This is a genomic window from Streptococcus sp. FSL R7-0212 (assembly GCF_038007985.1).
Classification (GTDB): domain Bacteria; phylum Bacillota; class Bacilli; order Lactobacillales; family Streptococcaceae; genus Streptococcus; species Streptococcus parauberis.
Genome location: NZ_JBBOYF010000001.1, coordinates 1,573,365 through 1,591,875 on the forward strand (window position 1 = coordinate 1,573,365; position 18,511 = coordinate 1,591,875).

Here is an 18,511-nt window from a genome sequence, read left to right on the forward strand (position 1 = left end):
CAATTTTCTCCACATATTAAACACTTATTCACCATATGCTTCCTTATTCATTTCTATAATTTGTTTACGAGCTTTCTTCATTTGTAGACTTACCCCTTCATGAATAAATAGTAACTGCCCACTTGGTCGAGATACGGATCTCCCTACGCGACCTGCTATCTGAATCAGGCTACTACTCGTAAATAGCTTATGATTTGCCAAAATAACGTAAACATCTACTTCTGGAAATGTTACTCCCCTCTCCAAAATAGTCGTAGTTACAAGAATATCAATTTGTCTTTTTTTAAACGCATCAATTTTCTCTTTTCGATCATCAGATTTACTTGATACAAAGGCAATTTTTTCTTTAGGAAAAGCTTTTTGCAATATTTTCGTAAATTTTTCCCCTTCTGTAATTAGAGGGTAGAAAATTAGTAAAGGGAATGCAGTCTGTCTTTGTTGACTAATCAAATTACTTAGTAAGTTAGGAAATTTATTTTTTTCAAACTGTTTTGATAATGGATAAATTAATTGAAACTTAGGAACGACCAATGGTTGATTATGGAAACGTCTTGACAATCTTATTTTTTCATAATGTCCATCGCTGACTTTTTGTTCTAATTCATTTGTCGAAGTTGCAGTCAGACAAACAACTTTACCTTCCTCTTTTAAACATGATTGTGTTGCTTTATTTAGAACCACATTCCCTAAAAAAGGAAAAGCATCAACTTCATCTATTATTAATAAATCAAAGGCTCGATAAAATTTTAAGAGTTGATGTGTTGTTGAAACTATCAAGTGGGCTGGACGATATTCCTCGGACCCTCCATACATAATTGTTATTGGGCAAGAGAAGTCTCGAACTAAACGATTTTTGATATCAATACAGACATCTACTCGGGGACTAGTAAAACAGACCCAGCCACCTTGATTGATTACTGATTCAATTAATTTATATATCATTTCTGTTTTTCCAGCACCTGTCACAGCATGGACTAAGCTGTTTTTTTTATTAAGATAATTGCCTAACAAAAATTCTGAAATTTTTTCTTGATATGGGGTTAGTTGACCATTCCAGCTTAAATAATCACCTTTCGGAAATGCTTGAGGTGCAAAATAATAGAGTTGTGATTCAGATTCCACCCTACCAAAGGCAATACAAAATCTACAATATGTCTTCCCATTAGGTAAAAGATTAGTTTTAGCAACTTCTTGAAAACATCTATTGCAACATTGCTTACCAGACTCCATACTCATACTTCCTTTCATGGAAAAAGTTCTCGCAGTTATCACATTTTTCATTTGTTGTTCAGTAAAAAGTCGACCTTGTTCATAATAATTTTTTCCCATACTTAGATATTCGAAAAAACTTTGCTAAAAGAGGGGAATTACTGTAAAATTTTGATATGGAAAGTTATAAAACAATTGAAAATGATAGTCAATCTGAGCAAATCATCAAAAAATCACGCTTTATTTGTCATCTATTTCGAATATCTTCAGAGGAAGAAGGCAAAGACTATTTAGCCCAAATCAAAAAAGAACATTACAAGGCTAATCATTCCTGCCACGCCATGATTATTGGTGAAAATAGTGACCTAAAACGATCAAGCGACGACGGCGAACCTTCAGGAACAGCTGGAATCCCAATTCTATCAGTATTAGAAAAGCAAAACCTAACAAACGTTCTAGCAGTGGTGACTCGTTATTTTGGAGGCATAAAATTAGGAACAGGCGGATTAATCCGTGCCTATTCATCAGCAACAGCGCAAGCTCTTCAGAATGTAATCATGGTAGAAGTTAAGGAGCAAAGCGGCCTCAAGTTAACACTAACATATCCGCAGTACCAAACCCTCTCTCTCTTTTTAGAGGATAATCAGCTGCGCGAAGCGGAAACTAATTTCTTAGACCAAGTCTTTGTAACCATATATTTTGACCCAGAGAAAGAAGACGAGATCTGTCAGAATTTACAAGATTTCTATTCTGGCAAAGCCAATTATCAAAAAGTCGATTCACAAATTATTGAAGTTAGACTAACATAATCGTTTGTGCTGATAGTTTTCTACTATCAGTACGATTAGGATTGGATATTTTACTTTTAGTTTAAAAGTGATTATACTTAATTTATATAAGCATTTTAAGAATTTTAAAAGGAGATTTGCTCATGTCAAAAATATATAATAATATCACTGAATTAATTGGCCAAACACCAATTATTAAGTTAAATCAAATGGTTCCTGAAGACGCCGCTGACGTTTATGTTAAATTAGAATCTTTCAACCCAGGTTCATCAGTTAAAGACCGTATTGCACTAGCAATGATTGAGGCTGCTGAGAAAGATGGCACAATCAAACCAGGTGATACAATCATTGAACCAACTAGTGGTAACACTGGTATTGGTTTAGCATGGGTAGGCGCTGCAAAAGGTTACAAAGTCGTCATTGTCATGCCCGAAACAATGAGTGTTGAACGCCGTCAAATCATTCAAGCCTATGGGGCACAATTAGTTCTAACACCAGGTGACCAAGGAATGAACGGTGCAATTGCCAAGGCTAAGGAATTAGCAGAAGATATTAATGGTTGGGTTCCCTTACAATTTGATAACCCAGCCAATCCAAAAATTCACGAAGATGCTACTGGACAAGAGATTCTCAATGCTTTCCAAGAAATTGGTCTCGATGCATTTGTAGCTGGCGTAGGTACAGGCGGTACTGTCTCTGGTGTTTCCCATGCCTTAAAAGCTAAATTACCAGATTTAAAAGTTTACGCTGTGGAATCAGATGAATCTGCTGTTTTATCAGGTAGCAAACCTGGCCCACACAAAATCCAAGGAATCTCAGCAGGTTTTATCCCTGAAACCCTTGATACAAAATCTTACGATGACATCATTCGCGTAACGTCAGAAAATGCATTACTAACAGGACGTACAACTGGTATTAAAGAAGGGTTCCTTGCTGGTATTTCATCAGGTGCAGCAATTTACGCTGCAATCGAAGTCGCTAAGAAACTTGGCAAAGGCAAAAAAGTACTTACCCTTCTTCCAGATAATGGCGAGCGTTACCTATCAACTGAGTTATACCAGTTTGATAAATAAGAAAACCAAGCAAATCAAAGTTTTCACAGTAAAGTAAAAAGCATCTCTAGCTAGTCTAGTGATGCTTTTTTATTGCTACTTTTTAAAGTTTTCAAGACCTTCATTAATCCACTGAGGTAATTCCTTAGCCAAAGGCTTAAAACCAATTGACAAGCGACTATTTGTAAATCGGTGACGATGAGTAATTGTATGTTTTTCTTCTTCCAGTGTTCTTAGAGAAAGACTAGCTTTGTTTGTAAACTCATCTACGTCAACAACTTGAACAAGGACTTCTTGTCCCTTGCATAATATATCATTAATATTGTCAATATAGCCACTTTTTATTTCTGAAATATGAACGAGACCTGTTGTCCCATCTTCTAGGGCAACAAAGGCACCATAAGGTTTTATACCAGTAATTTTACCATGCAATTTGTCGCCAATTTTCATTAGTCTACAACCTCAATTGTTTCGATGATGACATCTTCTTTTGGTTTATCCTGTGCTCCAGTTTCAACTGATGCAATTTTATCAAGCACCGCAAAAGACTCAGCGTTCATCAGTTGACCAAATACAGTATGACGACGGTCTAAGTGTGGTGTTCCACCATTTCTAGTATAAGCAGCCGCAATATCTTTTGGCCATCCACCACGTTCGAGTTCTTTCTGAGCATAAGGAATTTTATCGTTTTGGACGATAAAGAATTGGCTACCGTTAGTATCTGGTCCAGCGTTTGCCATCGAAAGGGCTCCACGAAGGTTATATAATTCATCAGAGAATTCATCCTCGAAACTGTCACCATAGATAGATTGTCCCCCCATACCTGTTCCAGTTGGATCGCCACCTTGAATCATGAATTCAGGAATAATACGGTGGAAAACAATTCCATCATAATAGCCTTCCTTAGCAAGACCAATAAAATTAGCTACTGTTTTTGGTGCTTGGTTGGGGAACAAAGCAAGTGTCATATCACCATGATTTGTCTTAATAGTCGCTTTTGGACCTTGATGTCCTTCAAGTTCTAACTGTGGAAATTGTAATTCTTTTTCAATCAAACCTAACTCCTCAAGGGCATATTGAATGCCGTTTTCTTCTACTTTTTTTGTAATAAAATCAGCTTTCTCTTGAACAAGTGGATGTGAGACACCCATTGCCACACTGATTCCAGCATAGTCAAATAGTTCTAAGTCATTTAACTCATCTCCAAAGACTAAGATATTTTCAGGTTTTAACCCTAAATGTTCAACGACTTTTGAAACACCTAAAGCCTTAGATGTATTTTTCAAAACGACGTCCGATGAATTATCATGCCATCTTACTAAACGTAAATGTTCTGCTAAATCTTCTGGCAATTGTAGAGCATCACCTTTATCTTCAAATGTCCACATTTGATAAACATCATGTTTTTCATTATAGTCTGGTACGACTTCTAAATTAGCATAGACATTGTCAATAGCATTATTAATTAAATCATTACGGTCAGAAAGTACGGCTTCATGACGTCCAGCCATTCCATAGTGAATCCCTGAAGCATTAGCCCATTCTTTATAGCGAACGACAACTTCATCAGGGATTGGTGCTTGGAAAATAATATTTTTTTTATTATCTTTTGCATAGGCACCATTCAACTTGACACAATAATCAGCATTCAAGTTTTGTACTTCTTCGGGTACACCATAACGCGCTCTACCTGAAGCAATCCCAGTTAAAATACCATTAGCTTTTAGTTCTTTAAAAATTTTTTCAATTGATGCAGGCATGTAACCAGTATCTTTTACTCGTAATGTATCATCAATGTCAAAGAAAACCATTTTTATTTTCTTTGCTTTATATTTTAATTTTGCGTCCATTTTCTTCCTCCATACAGTGATACTATTATATCATTAATTGTCATCTTGTGGCACTATATGGTGTTGGAATGCGTAGACTACAGCTTGTGTTCGATCGTCGACGTCCAATTTAGAAAGAATATTTGAAACATGTGTTTTTACAGTTTTTAATGAAATAAATAACTCATCAGCAATCGTTTGATTATCATAACCTTTGGCTAACAGATATAAAATATCAAATTCCCGAGCTGTTAACTCCTCATGCAATTCTGGATTTTTATCATGCTCTTTTATTTTTTTGTCAACTTCTGTCTCGATAGCTAGTTGGCCTTTTGCTACTTTTCTAATTGCATTTAAGATTTCTGCAGCACTTGAAGTCTTTAACATATAACCTTTGGCTCCGGCATCAATAACTGGATAGATTTTCTCATTATCAAGATAGGAAGTCAGTACTAAAACTTTAGCTTCTGTCCATTTTGAAAGAATATCTAATGTTGCTTCAACTCCACCCATTTCAGGCATCACTAAATCCATGACTAAAACATCTGGACGTAGTTCTAAAGCTAAATCAATGCCTTGGCGACCATTAGATGCTTCACCAATAACTTCTATGTCTTTTTGCATATTTAAGAAGCTTTTTAAGCCTAAACGCACCATCTCATGGTCATCAACTAATATGACACGTATTTTATCCATTTTCATCCTCCAAAACGACTGGCAAACGAATATCCATTGATACACCTTTACCTTTTTGACTTAATAAATTTACTGATCCCGCTAGGTCATCAACACGGTCCTCAATATTTTTCAAACCATAACTTAACTCTCTAACGTCATCCATATCAAAACCGACACCATCATCGACCATTTTTAGTTGAACTTCATTAGATGATTGATTGAGATAAACTTCTAGACGACTTGCCTTGGCATGTTTGAGAGTATTACTAATAAACTCTTGGGCAATTCGAAAGAGATTATCTTCCATTGATTTTGGAATTTTAGAAATATTTTCTCGATAAACAACTTCAATATCACTCTTATCCGTTAATTCTTTAAAAATCATATGAAAGCCTTCTGTTAAGGTACGATTTGCTAATTCTGTCGGCCGCAAATGCAATAGCAGGATACGTAAATCCTTCTGAGCATTTTGCAACATGGATTCAACAGTTAAAATCTGGCTTTGCAATTCATCTTTTTCCAAATCTTCGATACTCATGGAGACGCCTGATAGAATCATCGAGGATGCAAATAATTCTTGACTAACCGTATCATGTAAATCCCGAGCAATTCGTTTGCGTTCCCGTTGCACTATTTTCTGGTTATCTAAAATGTAGGCACTTTCTTTTTTCTGTAAACTAGCTGTCATGTGAGCCATCTTTTTCGACAAACGAATGAGATTGATATTGATTTCAGAATTTTCTTCCAGAGAAATTGGTTGGTTATTTAAAATCCGTCTTAGGTTTTGATTAGTTCCACGACGACTATTATCGTCAAGGATAATCCACAAAAGCAATAAGAGCAGGGTTACTGACACAATCAAAAGAGTTATTGAAAATAAGAGTCGTTCTGTTTTCCAGAGGTCAACTTTCAAATCATTGATTGTTAAACCAAGGTTATTCATGACTACAACAACAATCGTAAGAACAGTGACACTTGAATAGAGCCATACTAAAAAGTAATAACGTTTTTTCATCGTCTCCGCACCTCCACAGCTCCTGCTAAGGTGTTAATTACGATTTTTACTTTTTTCAAACTGTCGCTAGCACTATCGTATCCAAGTTTAATGGATTCATTACGTAAATCATATTCCTGGCAACTGAAAAATTTGATACTACCATATATTGAACTTACATCAATTGTCACAGCAATATCAATAGGAACTAATATCTTGGTCGGTCCGTAGATTTTACGGATAATAATAACATTATCTTCCCCTTGCACAATAACATTTGTTAAATCAATCGTGTCACTACCACTGATTCGAATAATATTGATATCATCAAAGGCATAATAATCACTATCGTATGTCGCTGCACCTATCCATTGATGTCTCGTTTTGCGAAAGTTAATATCTTCTTGACCAAAACGAATCAATGCAAATCTATTTTTCTTTTTAACCTGTGAAAAGTGGTTAATGACGACATAGATGATGGCAATCAAAATAGCAAGAATGATATAGGGATTTAACATAAAAATCAGAAATAAAAGTAATAAACCAACTGTTAATAAAAAATTATTCCGATTATCTTGATTATAAAATCTTAGTGCTAGTAAAATGATGACTAAAATAAAGATAAAACTACTCACATCATTTTCTAATATAGTCATGATTCCCATGGCTAATAGGATACATTCAACTAATAAAAAAAATTGAAATTTTTTCATTTGGCTCCTTCCATACTTTGTCATTTTATCAAAATTCACATAAAAATTCACCTTAAAGTTTCACCGAATAAAAAGAAAACAACATCTCAACTGGTAACTTGGCTTTTGACAGTTGTCAAACCAGTTGATACAGTTGAAATGCTGTTTATATTAAGGTGTAGTAGTACTTGTATCCGAAGTCGTTGAATCAGTAGTTGTTGCATCACTACTACTTGAACTTGTTGTTGATTCAGAGCTTGTAGAAGTTTCTGTGCTTGTACTTGTTTCCTCTTCACTTGAACTTGATGTCGATGTTGGTGTTGATGAGAATACAGTTGTATTATCTCCAGAATCTGGACTTAGATAAAGTTCAATATCTTCCTTATCTGAAATAATGTAATAAGTACCAACTATTGGATATTGTCCCATAACAAGTTGTGAATCTTTTGGTGAGCTTACCTTGGAATAATTTTCTGGATTCGGAGCATCTTGATAATAGGCAACAATTCGATTTGGATGAATACCATACTCATTTGTTAACATATTAAGGACATCTTTGTAAGTCATATTCGTAAAATCAGGCATTAACACTTTATCTTTACTTTTCTTCTTAACTTTAGGTTGTCCAGTTGAAACAAAGAGATCAATCCGAGCCCCTTCACGGCGCTCAGTGCCTGCCTTAGGATCTGTTTTAATGACCTTACCAGAATCAACTGCTGTATCTTCCATTTTGTGAATCTGACCAACTTGGAAACCTAAATCAGTCAATTCTTTTTTGGCCACACTCAATGTAGTTCCATTCACATTTGGAACCTTCACCGTAGATGGCTTCGTTAGGACTAAAAAGGCAAAGACAGCAACCAAAACAACAAAGAGGGCGAATAAAATTTTGAGTAAAGTTCCCAAAAGACGTCCACGTTTTTTCTTTGTTTTTTGAGGTGTAACCGCATCATCATGGATTTCAGATCCAGATGTTTGAGGTGCTACAGATGATTTGGTTTGCGTAACCGGAACAGGTGTAACTTTAGGTAGTGGCTTGGTACTTTCAACATCATGGAAGACTAACTTCCGTTCACGGCTTCGATTATAGCTTAGCGCTGTCATCAAATCTCTGCTCATATCAAAAGTAGTCGCATATCGATCACTTAAACGCTTAGCTGTCGCTTTAATAACAACATTCTCAAGAGCCTGCGGTACACCTTTATTTTCTTCAATAATTGAAGGCAGTGGTTTTTGGAAATGTTGTAAAGCAATTGTTACGGCACTATCCCCGTCATAAGGAATATGACCAGTTAACATTTCAAACAACATAATACCCATGGCATAAATATCACTTTGGATAGTCGCTTTTGAACCTCTTGCTTGTTCAGGTGAAAGATAGTGAACACTACCTAGCATTGAATTTGTCTGAGTTAAACTTGTCTCAGCAAAGGCAACTGCGATCCCAAAGTCTGTAACTTTGACAACTCCATCCTTAGTTAGCAGGATATTTTGAGGTTTTAAATCTCTATGAACAATCCCTTTTTGATGGGCTAAAGTCATAGCAGATAAAACTTCTTCCATGATTCTAACAACTTGTTCATTTGGAATTGGTGCATTTTCCTGGATAAATCGTTTAAGATCAAATCCATCAACATATTCCATTACTAGGAACTGCTGTCCGTCCTCTTCCCCTATATCTCTAATTGCAACGATGTTTGGATGATTTAATTCAGCCATAGCACGCGCTTCCCGTTGGAAACGAGCTACTGCTACTTGATCCGTCTGATAATTGGTTCGCAAAACTTTTATTGCAACATCTTCATTATCTAATATCAAATCATTGGCTAAATATACATCAGCCATACCACCGCGGCCAATAGACTTCAGGATACGATAACGACCAGCAAATAATTTGCCAATCTGTATCATTATTCGTCATCCTCACTTTCGTTATGAACCAAAGCGATCGTGATATTATCCAGTCCGCCTCTTTCATTAGCTAGGTCAATAAGAGCTTTATTCTTTTCATCAAGACTAAGCGTGCGAGAAAGAATTTCTACGATTTCATCATTAGTCACCATGTTAGTTAACCCATCGGAGTTGATAACGAGGTAATCATCTATTTCTAAAACTTTAATACCTAAATCAACTTCTAAGGGATTAGCTTGACCAATCGATTGCGTAATAATATTTTTTTGTGGATGGCTGGCCGCCTCTTCTTCAGAAATTTGTCCTGCCTTAACTAGCTCATTAACAAGCGAATGATCGCTTGTTAAAAGTTTGTACTGACCATTTTGAACAAGTCCAATTCGAGAATCTCCAACATGAGCAAAGATTGCACTATTACCAACTAGAACAACGGCTTCAACTGTCGTACCCATGCCTTTATAGTCCTCTGTTTGCCCCATTTGGTATATGCGTTGATTTTCAGATTCAATCGTTTCTAATAACCAATCTCTAATTTGACTTAGTTCTGTAAATTCAGTTTGAACCCATTCTTTACCTAGGTCTGTAACAGTCATTTCACTGGCAATATTACCAGCTCGGTGACCACCCATACCATCAGCTAAGATAACTAAGGTAATCCCTTTTTTATTATCAAATTTATTGATAAAATCTTGATTATTTGAGCGTTTTTGCCCAATATCAGTAATTAATGAAATTTTCATATGTGTCCGTCTGACAGAGTCAGTTTCCTCCTAAATACTACAAGACGCGTCTAACTTGTCCAATAAAGAATCCGTCAGTCTGATATTGTTCAGGTGTAATAACAATACAACCATCTTTAACAATATCCGCTTGTGTATGGTTTAGTTTTACTTGTTCAAAATTTGAATGACTTTGCAAGAATTTTTCAATGACTTGAAAGTTTTCTTCATCGAAAATTGTGCAAGTGCTATATGTTATTATACCACCTTTTCGTACGGTTTGACAAACACTAGCCAATATCTCCAATTGAATAGCCTGTAATGCTTCCAAATCTGTTAAGTCTTTACTATATTTAATATCTGGTTTACGTCGTATTAATCCAATTCCAGAACATGGTGCATCAACCAAGATTTTATCAAAAGAATCTGCTGGAAAAAACTCATGAACTTTTCGGGCATCTAATACTTGCGTGTCGATACGCTCACTTAAGCCAAGTCTTTTAGCGTTTTCCACGACCAATTCTAATTTATGATCATATATGTCCAAAGCAGTAACTTTGCCACTTGTTAAATAAGAAGCCATATGAACGGCTTTTCCCCCAGGCGCGCTACAAGCATCAAGGATATTATCATCTTGTTTAATCTCTAAAGTAGGAGCAACAAGTTGACTTGACTCATCTTGAACAGTCACTTTGCCTTCGGCAAAAGCCTGACTTGAGGCAAAATGTCCTGATGATTTGGTTAAACCAACAGGTGACAGAACTGACTTATCAGCTTCTAATTCTTCTTGTAGTTGGTCAATAGAGACATCATCTGTAACACGAATACTTGCTTTACTTGGGGTAAATAAACTTTCCATGATTTTGACAGCCCGTTCTTCTCCAAATTGGTCAATCATTTTTTTGACCATCCAAGTCGGCATTGAATATTTGACTGAATAACGTTTATTTTTTCGTTTGATATTTTCAATATCCGGCATTTTATTTTCACTCAAAAGTCGCAAAATAGCATTAACGTACTTTTCAGCACCACGTTTATTTCCTCGATTTTTGGCGATATTTACAGCATCATTAACAATTGCATGTGCTGGTACTTTATCTAAATATAGTAATTGATAAAGACTGAGCAGCAGTAAATAATAAACCCATTTTTCAATTTTATCACGGTCTTCTATGAAGTGGGCTAAATACCATTCTAAAGTCATCTTACGAGACAAAGTTCCATAAACTATTTCTGTTATTAGACCTTTATCCTTACTTGATAAAGCAATATTTGTTAATTGATTATTCAATGCAAGATTTGAATAGGCATCATTTTCAAAGATATCTTCTAAGACAATTAGTGCTTTTCCTCTTGCTAATTTTTTCCAATCATTGGCCAAATCGATCACCTATTTCTAATTCCCGTCCAACACCATTTAAAAAGTCAGCAATTCCCATTTTAGGCTTGCCAGCAGGCTGAACTAATTTTAATGCGACAGCTTGTTTCCCTGCAGCAACCACCAGACTTTTCTTGTTTTTAGCAATAATTTGACCTGGCTGTCCCTGACCATCAACCACTTCAACTTCATACAACTTAAAACGTTGGCCTGAGAGATAGGTGTGGGCAATTGGCCATGGATTCATTCCACGAACTTGATTGAATACATCTCGCGCAGTTTTTGACCAATCAATTTTTTCTTCTTCAGAAGAAATATTTGGTGAGAAGGTCGCTTGAGAATTATCCTGAGTTGTTGGCTTCAACTCACCTGATAAATATGCAGGTAAACTTTCAAGTAATAAATCACGCCCAATAACGGCTAATTTCTCAAACATGGTTCCAACATTATCAGTTTCTGTGATTGGTGTACTAGCTTTTGACACCATATCGCCAGCATCCATCTCCTTGACCATTTCCATGATAGTCACACCAGCCTCTTTTTCGCCATTAATAATAGCGTAATGAATTGGTGCCCCTCCACGATATTTTGGTAATAGTGAGGCATGAACATTTAAAGCAAAGTCAACTGAATTGAGTAATTTGCTTGGTAAAAATTGACCAAAGGCGGCTGTAATAATGCCATCTGCACCCAATGCCATAATATCTTCTAGTTCTTTTGATCCAGATAATTTCTCAGGTTGATAAATTGGTAATTGGTTGGCTAAAGCAACTTCTTTAACTGGTGTCATTTTGATTTCTTTTTTGCGACCAACTGCTCGGTCTGGTTGTGTTACAACTGCTAAAATATCATACTTGCCATCATCTAAAATGCCTTGCAATACTGTAGCAGAAAATTGGGGGGTTCCCATAAATAATATTTTTGTCATGTGACCTTCCTTAATACTTACTATTTTAGTAAGAATCTATTCTATTATAATTTTACATGAAATTTTGCGGTTCTTGGTCAATAATCACTTTTAAATCTTTATTTCCTTTTGCTTGCGTCCAATCTAGAATAGTATTTAATGTCTCTTCTAAATTATTCTCAAAACGATATTTTACAATTATTTGATAATGGTATAAATTATGCGTCCGTGCGACCGGTTTAGGTGTAGGACCTAAAATCTTAATTTTGTCAGATAAGTTTTCTTTTAATATGGACATAACTTGATAAGATTTTATAACTAATTCTTGTTCGTCTTTCAAGGATAAGGTTATACCAACTGTAAAATAATATGGTGGATAAGCCATCTTTTGACGAATGCCCATTTCATAAGTATAAAATGCTTCATAATCCTGATTTTTAGCCATTTGGATGGCATAATGATTGGGATTATAAGTTTGAATTAAAACCTCACCGGGTTTTTCTGCCCGTCCCGCACGACCTGCAACCTGTGTCAACAACTGAAAGGTCTTCTCAGAAGACCTAAAATCCGGCAAGTTTAAAGAGGTATCAGCATTTAAAACACCGACTAAAGTGACATTAGGAAAATCTAAACCTTTAGCAATCATTTGAGTACCTAATAAGATATCAGCCTCATGATTTCCAAATTGCGCAAGAATTTTCTCATGGCTTCCTTTTTTACGAGTCGTATCAACATCCATTCGGAGGATCCGCGCTTCAGGAATCGCTTCTAGCAATTCATCGTAAGCTTTTTGTGTACCCGTCCCATAATAGCGGATACTCTTACTTTGACAATTTGGACAAATTCTCGGAATTTCCTTTTGGAAACCACAATAATGACAATTCATAGACTTTGTGTCCATATGAAGGGTCAAAGAAATGTCACAATTTGGACAACCATCAACATAACCACAATCACGACACATGATGAAGCTTGAATAACCACGTCTATTAAGCATCAAAACAACCTGCTCATTTTTTTGCAAACGGTCTTTAATTTTGTCTAACAAATAAGGCGTGTAGTTACTAAGTGATTGTTTACCAATATAGTCTCTAAAATCAACAACTTCCACTTCTGGAATTTTAGCCAAAGGATTGGCACGTTGCGTCAATTCAATAAAATGGTATAAGCCTCGACTAGCTCGAGCCCTACTTTCGATACTTGGTGTTGCAGATCCTAAAACTAATACAGCTTGATGGAATTTTGCCCTCAATAAAGCCACATCTCGTGCGTGGTAGCGTGGATTAGATTCTTGCTTATAAGTTGACTCATGTTCCTCATCAATGATGATAGCCCCGATATTTTCTAAGGGTGCAAAAATAGCTGAGCGCGCACCAACAACTACTCGTGCTTGGCCAGTCTTGATTTTTTTCCACTCATCAAACTTTTCGCCGTCGGATAAGCCCGAGTGCATAATAGCAACCAGTTTCCCAAAACGTGAAATAAATCGGTTGGTCATTTGTGGTGTCAAAGATATCTCAGGAACTAGGACAATAGCTGTTTTTCCCATTTTAAGGACACGATCAATTGTATGTAAGTATACCTCCGTTTTACCTGAACCCGTAATTCCTTCAATTAGGAAAGGATTAGAATCTTTCCCAATAGCCTGAGTAATCTCTTGAACAGCAGTTTCCTGTTGGTGATTCAGCTTTAAAAAGTGAGAAGACTCAACCTTTTCAAAATAAGCATCACTTCGATTGACAGCTTCCTCATATGAATCAATTAAGTGATTGCTAACAAAATATTTGACCACATCACTCGAATAATCTTTACGCAAGTCACTTAACTTGCCATCTTCTGAATGACTTAATAGAAAATCTTTAAGTTGCAATTTCTTTTTTGCACGGGCTGAGATTTCTGAAGCCATTAATAATTGTTTGTTTACCTTATAATAGGAAACTGTTTTGATCGTTTTTTTATCTTTAGCCAGATAGGTCATTTCAATACGACCATTTTTGATTGCTTTAAGTGCCAACGCTTCTTGGTCACTAGTTAATTGTGACATCAAGACACTTGATTTATGATTAAAAATAAGATTTCTTTCTTGCAAACTTGTATTTTCTGTAACTTGCAATTCTTTATCATAATGCGAATTTAGAAGATTGGGAAGCATAGCTTTGAGGAGAGTAATTTTATAAGAAAAAACTGTTTTTCTTAAAGAGTCTGCAAGTTGTAACTGTTCTGAATTTAGAACTGGATCTACATCCAGTAAGTCACTTATCTCTTTATAGTCTCCATCAAGGTTAGAAAAACCAACGATAAAGCCTTGTAACAAGCGATTACTTTTCCCAAACGGTACGTGTACTCGGGAACCTAGTTCAACCAGTCCAATCAGTTGGTCCGGTATTGCATAACTAAAAGGTTTATCCGTTTGCATTAAAGGGATATCTACAATTATATGGGCAACTCTCATCAATTCTCCTTTCCATACTACTTAAATGAAAAAAACTAAGATTTCATCAACCTTAGATTTTTTCTCCTTCTTCTTCTTTTTCTTTTGCAATTTGTTCTTTAATCTTGCGTTCTTCTTCTTCTTTTGCAATGCGTTCAGCTTCAATTTTTGCTCTAACTGCTGCACGTTTTGCTGATGGGTCTGGATGAATAACAACATTTCCTGACTCAATTTCTTCTAAGGCTTGTAAAGTTGATTTTACTGATTTGAAGCCCTGGGTTGGATTTGCACCAGCTTCAAGTTCATGAGCCCGTTTAGCTTGTAAGATCACTAAGGAATATTTTGATGGTACTTTATCTAGTAAAGTATCAATTGAAGGTTTTAACATCATGGGATTTAACTCTTTTCTATTCTATCAACGGATTGGCTTTGTATTCGAAATCATTTTGTCATAGCGACCAATAACACGCTCAACTCTAAAATGTTCTGTTTCAATAATTTGTTTGACACGTTCTGCAGCTAATGGTACTTGATCATTTACAACTGCATAGTCGTATTCTCTCATCAAGGCAATTTCTTCTCTAGCACGTTCAATGCGCTGAGCAATCACTTCTTGACTATCTGTTCCGCGACCTACCAGACGATCTTCTAATTCTTCCAAATCTGGAGGAGTTAAGAAAATAAAAACGCCATCTGGCACTTTGCTTTTAACTTGTAGGGCGCCTTGAACTTCAATCTCTAAGAAGACGTCTATCCCTTTATCAAGAGTTTCGTTAACATAGCTGAGCGGTGTTCCATAATAATTACCCACATACTCTGCATATTCTAACATTTGACCACTTTTTATTAATTCTTCAAACTCATCACGTGTACGGAAGTAATAATCTACACCATCAACCTCTCCAGGTCTTTGTGCACGTGTGGTCATCGAAACTGAATATTCAAATTTATGATCGGGGGTTGAGAAAATCTCATGTCTGACCGTCCCCTTACCAACACCAGATGGTCCAGAAAAGACGATTAACAAACCACGTTCGGACATTATGTTCTCCTTAATAATTGCTTTCTAATAGTTTATCATGATAAAGCATGATTTTCAAGCCAATAATTGCGCAAGTTAGGAAAACAAAAAAGAGGATAACTCCTCTTTTATTTTGCATAATCAATTGCACGCATTTCACGAATAACTGTTACTTTAATATTCCCTGGATAATCTAGATTATTTTCAATTTTCTCACGAACTTTGTGTGAAAGAATAACAACTTGATCGTCACTGATTTTTTCTGGTTGAACCATGATTCGAATTTCTCGGCCTGCTTGTAAAGCGAAGCTAGTTTGAACTCCATCAAAGCCATTGGCAATCTCTTCTAAATCACGAAGGCGTTGAATATAATTTTCCATAGATTCATTACGTGCACCAGGTCTCGCCGAACTCAAAGCATCCGCAGCAGCGACAACTACTGCAATGACAGATTCTGGTTCAACATCACCATGGTGACTTGCAATAGTATTTACAACTACTGGATGTTCTTTATATTTACGAGCAAATTCTGTCCCAATTTCAACGTGACTACCTTCAACCTCACGGTCAATTGCTTTCCCCATATCATGTAAGAAACCAGCACGTCGAGCTAGTGCTACATTTTCACCAAGTTCACCAGCTAAAATTCCAGCTAACTTACCAACTTCAACTGAATGTCGAAGGACATTTTGCCCATAAGATGTTCTAAATTGAAGACGGCCCATAATTTTAATTAAATCAGGATGAAGATTTGGTGCTCCAATTTCATAAGCTGCTGCTTCACCATATTCACGAATCCGGTTATCCATTTCCAAACGGTTTTTCTCAACCAATTCTTCAATCCGAGCTGGATGAATGCGACCATCTGCAATCAATGATTCCAAAGTCATTCGAGCAATCTCACGACGAATCGGATCAAAGCCTGAAAGGACAACAACTTCCGGTGTATCATCAATAATAACATCAATACCTGTGAGGCTTTCAAGTGTACGAATATTGCGTCCTTCACGACCAATAATACGACCTTTCATGTTATCATCTGGCAAATGAACACTTGTTATCGTTTGTTCAGTGACATACTCTCCTGCCATCCGTTGCATAGCTTGTGCTAGCAAATCTTTAGCTGTCTTATCAGTTCTATCTTTGATTTCACGTTCTGCATCACGAATACGTGTTACAATTTCCTGAGATAATTTATTCTCAGTTTCCATCAAGATTACTTCGCGAGCTTCAGCAATTGTCATCGCTGCTACACGTTGTAGTTCTTCTTTTTTCTCTTCTTCAAGTTTTTCAACTTGTGTTTGACGCTCATCAATATGTTTAGATTTATCGGTCAGACTTTGTTCTTTACTATCAAGAACCTTCTCTTTAGTTGACAAATTTTCATCTTTTCGGTCAAGAGAAAAGGCACGTTCGGTTAAACGTGTTTCTAACTGTTTAAGCTCTTGTCTTTCAGATTTAAATTCTTGTTCAATTTCTTCACGATATTTTCTTGATTCTTCTTTTGCTTCCAAAAGCATTTCTTTACGACTCGCTTTTGTTTCACGTTCTGCTGTTTTCTTAATTGTAGAAGCTTCTTCTTCTGCTTTGCTTCGGATATTTACAGCTTCTTGTTCTGCATTTAAAAGAGTCAAGTCTGCATTTTCTTTCGCTGATTTTAACTTAAGCGAAATAATTACATAACCTAGTATCAAACCAATGAGGGTACAAACAATTAATAAAATAATATTAACCATCATATATACCTCAATTTTTATTAGTTTCCTCATGGAAAACTATAATTAAGTTTACCACAAAATGGCCTTTAAAACAATTCCAACACTTAAAAGCGTTAACAAAAATGATACCTAATTTAATTATTAATATCGTTATTTAGAAAAGATTGAAGATGACTATCCATTATACAAGCTTCTATTTTACTATACCTAACTTTTCGTAGTCATGTTAATTGAACCTACCAAATTCTCGTTTGTTTCATTCTGATACAGTCGATATCACTTGAAGTATATTTATAAGTAATCTATCTCGGAAAATTGAGCAATACATTATGATTATTATCAGAAACATTCTTTAGATGTTGATGAAGTCTCACAAACATCTGATTGTATTCAATAAGTCCGCTTTTGCCATCCTTAAATTAATTTTGTCCATTATAAGTTAACCCAACTATTCTTCCTTTTCTCTTTTAAAGAAATTTAAACCCTCGCACTTTTCAAAATCAGTAATTACAATACTTAAGGTAGATTTGGAAATAAAAAGTAGTTCTGCAACTACAAAAGCTTTATATTACAGCCATTTATGGAAATAAAGTACCTAATTTGATTAATACCCAATTAAACCTTCCTTTTATTTTATTCTTGTTTTTTATTACATATTAAGACACGTTTTTAAGTTTTGAACAATTGAATGCCTATCAAAAATTTTTATAGGACTATAGAAAAACAATACTGCCTATTTACCATAAAAATTAACATATTAGTCTTACAGAAATCTCACTAAAGAATTAACATGTCGAATAAGACAAAAGAACTCCAAAAATTTTTACAAATTAAACTTAGGAATACATTAAAATTCCCTTTTTTTAAGTCGAATTTCTATCGTCATTTACTAAAAATATTTATAAAATATCGACTTACGGATGAAAACGTAACAAAAGAAATGGCAATTCAAGAAACTATATCTCATATAAAAGAGGGCGATACGATAAATAGTTGGTGGATTTATGATAAATGAAAGCCCGTGAAAGATAAATGGTGCTCTAATCGAAAGAAGAATAATGGATATAACTTTTATTTGTAATGACACCGGTTTTCCACATAATAAAAGAAAAATTTCGATCGAATTGTTAATATGGTTACAATTTATGTGTGGTTGACTTTACTGACAAAGTAGCCTAATATTC

At 35.5% G+C, this 18,511-nt stretch carries 16 protein-coding genes; 2 read left to right on the plus strand and 14 right to left on the minus strand.

Translation table 11 applies throughout. The annotated features are described in order from the left end of the window. Positions 1–24 precede the first annotated feature (24 nt). Positions 25–1,329 carry a DEAD/DEAH box helicase gene (locus MKY69_RS07995; protein ID WP_340791354.1) on the minus strand — a complete coding sequence of 435 codons (1,305 nt, stop codon included), beginning with the start codon at positions 1,327–1,329 and terminating at the stop codon, positions 25–27. 56 nt (positions 1,330–1,385) lie between these two features. On the opposite strand from MKY69_RS07995, the gene MKY69_RS08000 reads away from it, so the two are divergent. Then, positions 1,386–2,018, plus strand: coding sequence for a YigZ family protein (locus MKY69_RS08000; RefSeq protein WP_004234979.1), 633 nt, complete (start codon positions 1,386–1,388; stop codon positions 2,016–2,018). 122 nt (positions 2,019–2,140) lie between these two features. After that, positions 2,141–3,070, plus strand: coding sequence for a cysteine synthase A (gene cysK / locus MKY69_RS08005; RefSeq protein ID WP_003103108.1), 930 nt, complete (start codon positions 2,141–2,143; stop codon positions 3,068–3,070). A 75-nt stretch (positions 3,071–3,145) separates the two neighbouring features. Here the strand turns inward: cysK and MKY69_RS08010 are convergent, their stop codons facing one another. The 13 genes from MKY69_RS08010 to MKY69_RS08070 form a co-directional block, all read right to left on the minus strand. Then, positions 3,146–3,499, minus strand: coding sequence for a S1 RNA-binding domain-containing protein (locus MKY69_RS08010; protein WP_003103672.1), 354 nt, complete (start codon positions 3,497–3,499; stop codon positions 3,146–3,148). After that, the gene (locus tag MKY69_RS08015) at positions 3,499–4,899 is read right to left on the minus strand and encodes a bifunctional Cof-type HAD-IIB family hydrolase/peptidylprolyl isomerase (protein ID WP_003104279.1); all 1,401 of its coding nucleotides are present in this window, start codon (positions 4,897–4,899) and stop codon (positions 3,499–3,501) included. The genes MKY69_RS08010 and MKY69_RS08015 overlap by 1 nt, the downstream gene beginning before the upstream one ends. Before the next feature lie 33 nt (positions 4,900–4,932). Next, positions 4,933–5,574, minus strand: coding sequence for a response regulator transcription factor (locus MKY69_RS08020; protein ID WP_003107492.1), 642 nt, complete (start codon positions 5,572–5,574; stop codon positions 4,933–4,935). Beyond that, on the minus strand, positions 5,567–6,571 hold the full coding sequence (locus MKY69_RS08025; RefSeq protein WP_003107494.1) for a sensor histidine kinase: 1,005 nt from the start codon (positions 6,569–6,571) through the stop codon (positions 5,567–5,569). Before MKY69_RS08025 ends, MKY69_RS08020 begins: the two co-directional genes overlap by 8 nt. Beyond that, positions 6,568–7,263: a cell wall-active antibiotics response protein LiaF gene (liaF, locus tag MKY69_RS08030; RefSeq protein ID WP_037620823.1), complete on the minus strand. Its 696-nt coding sequence runs from the start codon at positions 7,261–7,263 to the stop codon at positions 6,568–6,570. The genes MKY69_RS08025 and liaF overlap by 4 nt, the downstream gene beginning before the upstream one ends. Positions 7,264–7,413: 150 nt before the next feature. Beyond that, positions 7,414–9,153: a Stk1 family PASTA domain-containing Ser/Thr kinase gene (gene pknB, locus MKY69_RS08035; protein WP_003107495.1), complete on the minus strand. Its 1,740-nt coding sequence runs from the start codon at positions 9,151–9,153 to the stop codon at positions 7,414–7,416. Beyond that, positions 9,153–9,893: a Stp1/IreP family PP2C-type Ser/Thr phosphatase gene (locus tag MKY69_RS08040; RefSeq protein WP_004234987.1), complete on the minus strand. Its 741-nt coding sequence runs from the start codon at positions 9,891–9,893 to the stop codon at positions 9,153–9,155. Before MKY69_RS08040 ends, pknB begins: the two co-directional genes overlap by 1 nt. 37 nt (positions 9,894–9,930) lie before the next feature. Beyond that, the gene (gene rsmB / locus MKY69_RS08045; RefSeq protein ID WP_003105444.1) at positions 9,931–11,253 is read right to left on the minus strand and encodes a 16S rRNA (cytosine(967)-C(5))-methyltransferase RsmB; all 1,323 of its coding nucleotides are present in this window, start codon (positions 11,251–11,253) and stop codon (positions 9,931–9,933) included. Further along, entirely contained in the window at positions 11,243–12,178 is a 936-nt protein-coding gene (fmt, locus tag MKY69_RS08050; protein WP_340791366.1) for a methionyl-tRNA formyltransferase, read from the minus strand. Before fmt ends, rsmB begins: the two co-directional genes overlap by 11 nt. Before the next feature lie 52 nt (positions 12,179–12,230). Continuing rightward, positions 12,231–14,612 (minus strand): primosomal protein N', encoded by a 2,382-nt coding sequence (locus MKY69_RS08055; protein ID WP_180373296.1) that lies wholly within the window; start codon positions 14,610–14,612, stop codon positions 12,231–12,233. A 49-nt stretch (positions 14,613–14,661) separates the two neighbouring features. Then, positions 14,662–14,979 (minus strand): DNA-directed RNA polymerase subunit omega, encoded by a 318-nt coding sequence (gene rpoZ, locus MKY69_RS08060; RefSeq protein WP_003102967.1) that lies wholly within the window; start codon positions 14,977–14,979, stop codon positions 14,662–14,664. Between the two features lie 24 nt (positions 14,980–15,003). Beyond that, positions 15,004–15,630, minus strand: coding sequence for a guanylate kinase (gene gmk / locus MKY69_RS08065; RefSeq protein WP_003106012.1), 627 nt, complete (start codon positions 15,628–15,630; stop codon positions 15,004–15,006). Positions 15,631–15,737: 107 nt separating this feature from the next. After that, positions 15,738–17,345, minus strand: coding sequence for a ribonuclease Y (locus tag MKY69_RS08070; protein ID WP_004234999.1), 1,608 nt, complete (start codon positions 17,343–17,345; stop codon positions 15,738–15,740). Positions 17,346–18,511: the final 1,166 nt, after the last annotated feature.

Coding starts and splice junctions, on each gene's coding strand:
- MKY69_RS08040 (WP_004234987.1), bottom strand. CDS start 9,893: ATGAAAATTTCATTAATTACTGATATTGGGCAAAAACGCTCAAATAAT.
- MKY69_RS08000 (WP_004234979.1), top strand. CDS start 1,386: ATGGAAAGTTATAAAACAATTGAAAATGATAGTCAATCTGAGCAAATC.
- MKY69_RS08010 (WP_003103672.1), bottom strand. CDS start 3,499: ATGAAAATTGGCGACAAATTGCATGGTAAAATTACTGGTATAAAACCT.
- MKY69_RS08070 (WP_004234999.1), bottom strand. CDS start 17,345: ATGGTTAATATTATTTTATTAATTGTTTGTACCCTCATTGGTTTGATA.
- MKY69_RS08015 (WP_003104279.1), bottom strand. CDS start 4,899: ATGGACGCAAAATTAAAATATAAAGCAAAGAAAATAAAAATGGTTTTC.
- MKY69_RS07995 (WP_340791354.1), bottom strand. CDS start 1,329: ATGGGAAAAAATTATTATGAACAAGGTCGACTTTTTACTGAACAACAA.
- gmk (WP_003106012.1), bottom strand. CDS start 15,630: ATGTCCGAACGTGGTTTGTTAATCGTCTTTTCTGGACCATCTGGTGTT.
- liaF (WP_037620823.1), bottom strand. CDS start 7,263: ATGAAAAAATTTCAATTTTTTTTATTAGTTGAATGTATCCTATTAGCC.
- MKY69_RS08025 (WP_003107494.1), bottom strand. CDS start 6,571: ATGAAAAAACGTTATTACTTTTTAGTATGGCTCTATTCAAGTGTCACT.
- pknB (WP_003107495.1), bottom strand. CDS start 9,153: ATGATACAGATTGGCAAATTATTTGCTGGTCGTTATCGTATCCTGAAG.
- cysK (WP_003103108.1), top strand. CDS start 2,141: ATGTCAAAAATATATAATAATATCACTGAATTAATTGGCCAAACACCA.
- MKY69_RS08020 (WP_003107492.1), bottom strand. CDS start 5,574: ATGGATAAAATACGTGTCATATTAGTTGATGACCATGAGATGGTGCGT.
- rpoZ (WP_003102967.1), bottom strand. CDS start 14,979: ATGATGTTAAAACCTTCAATTGATACTTTACTAGATAAAGTACCATCA.
- fmt (WP_340791366.1), bottom strand. CDS start 12,178: ATGACAAAAATATTATTTATGGGAACCCCCCAATTTTCTGCTACAGTA.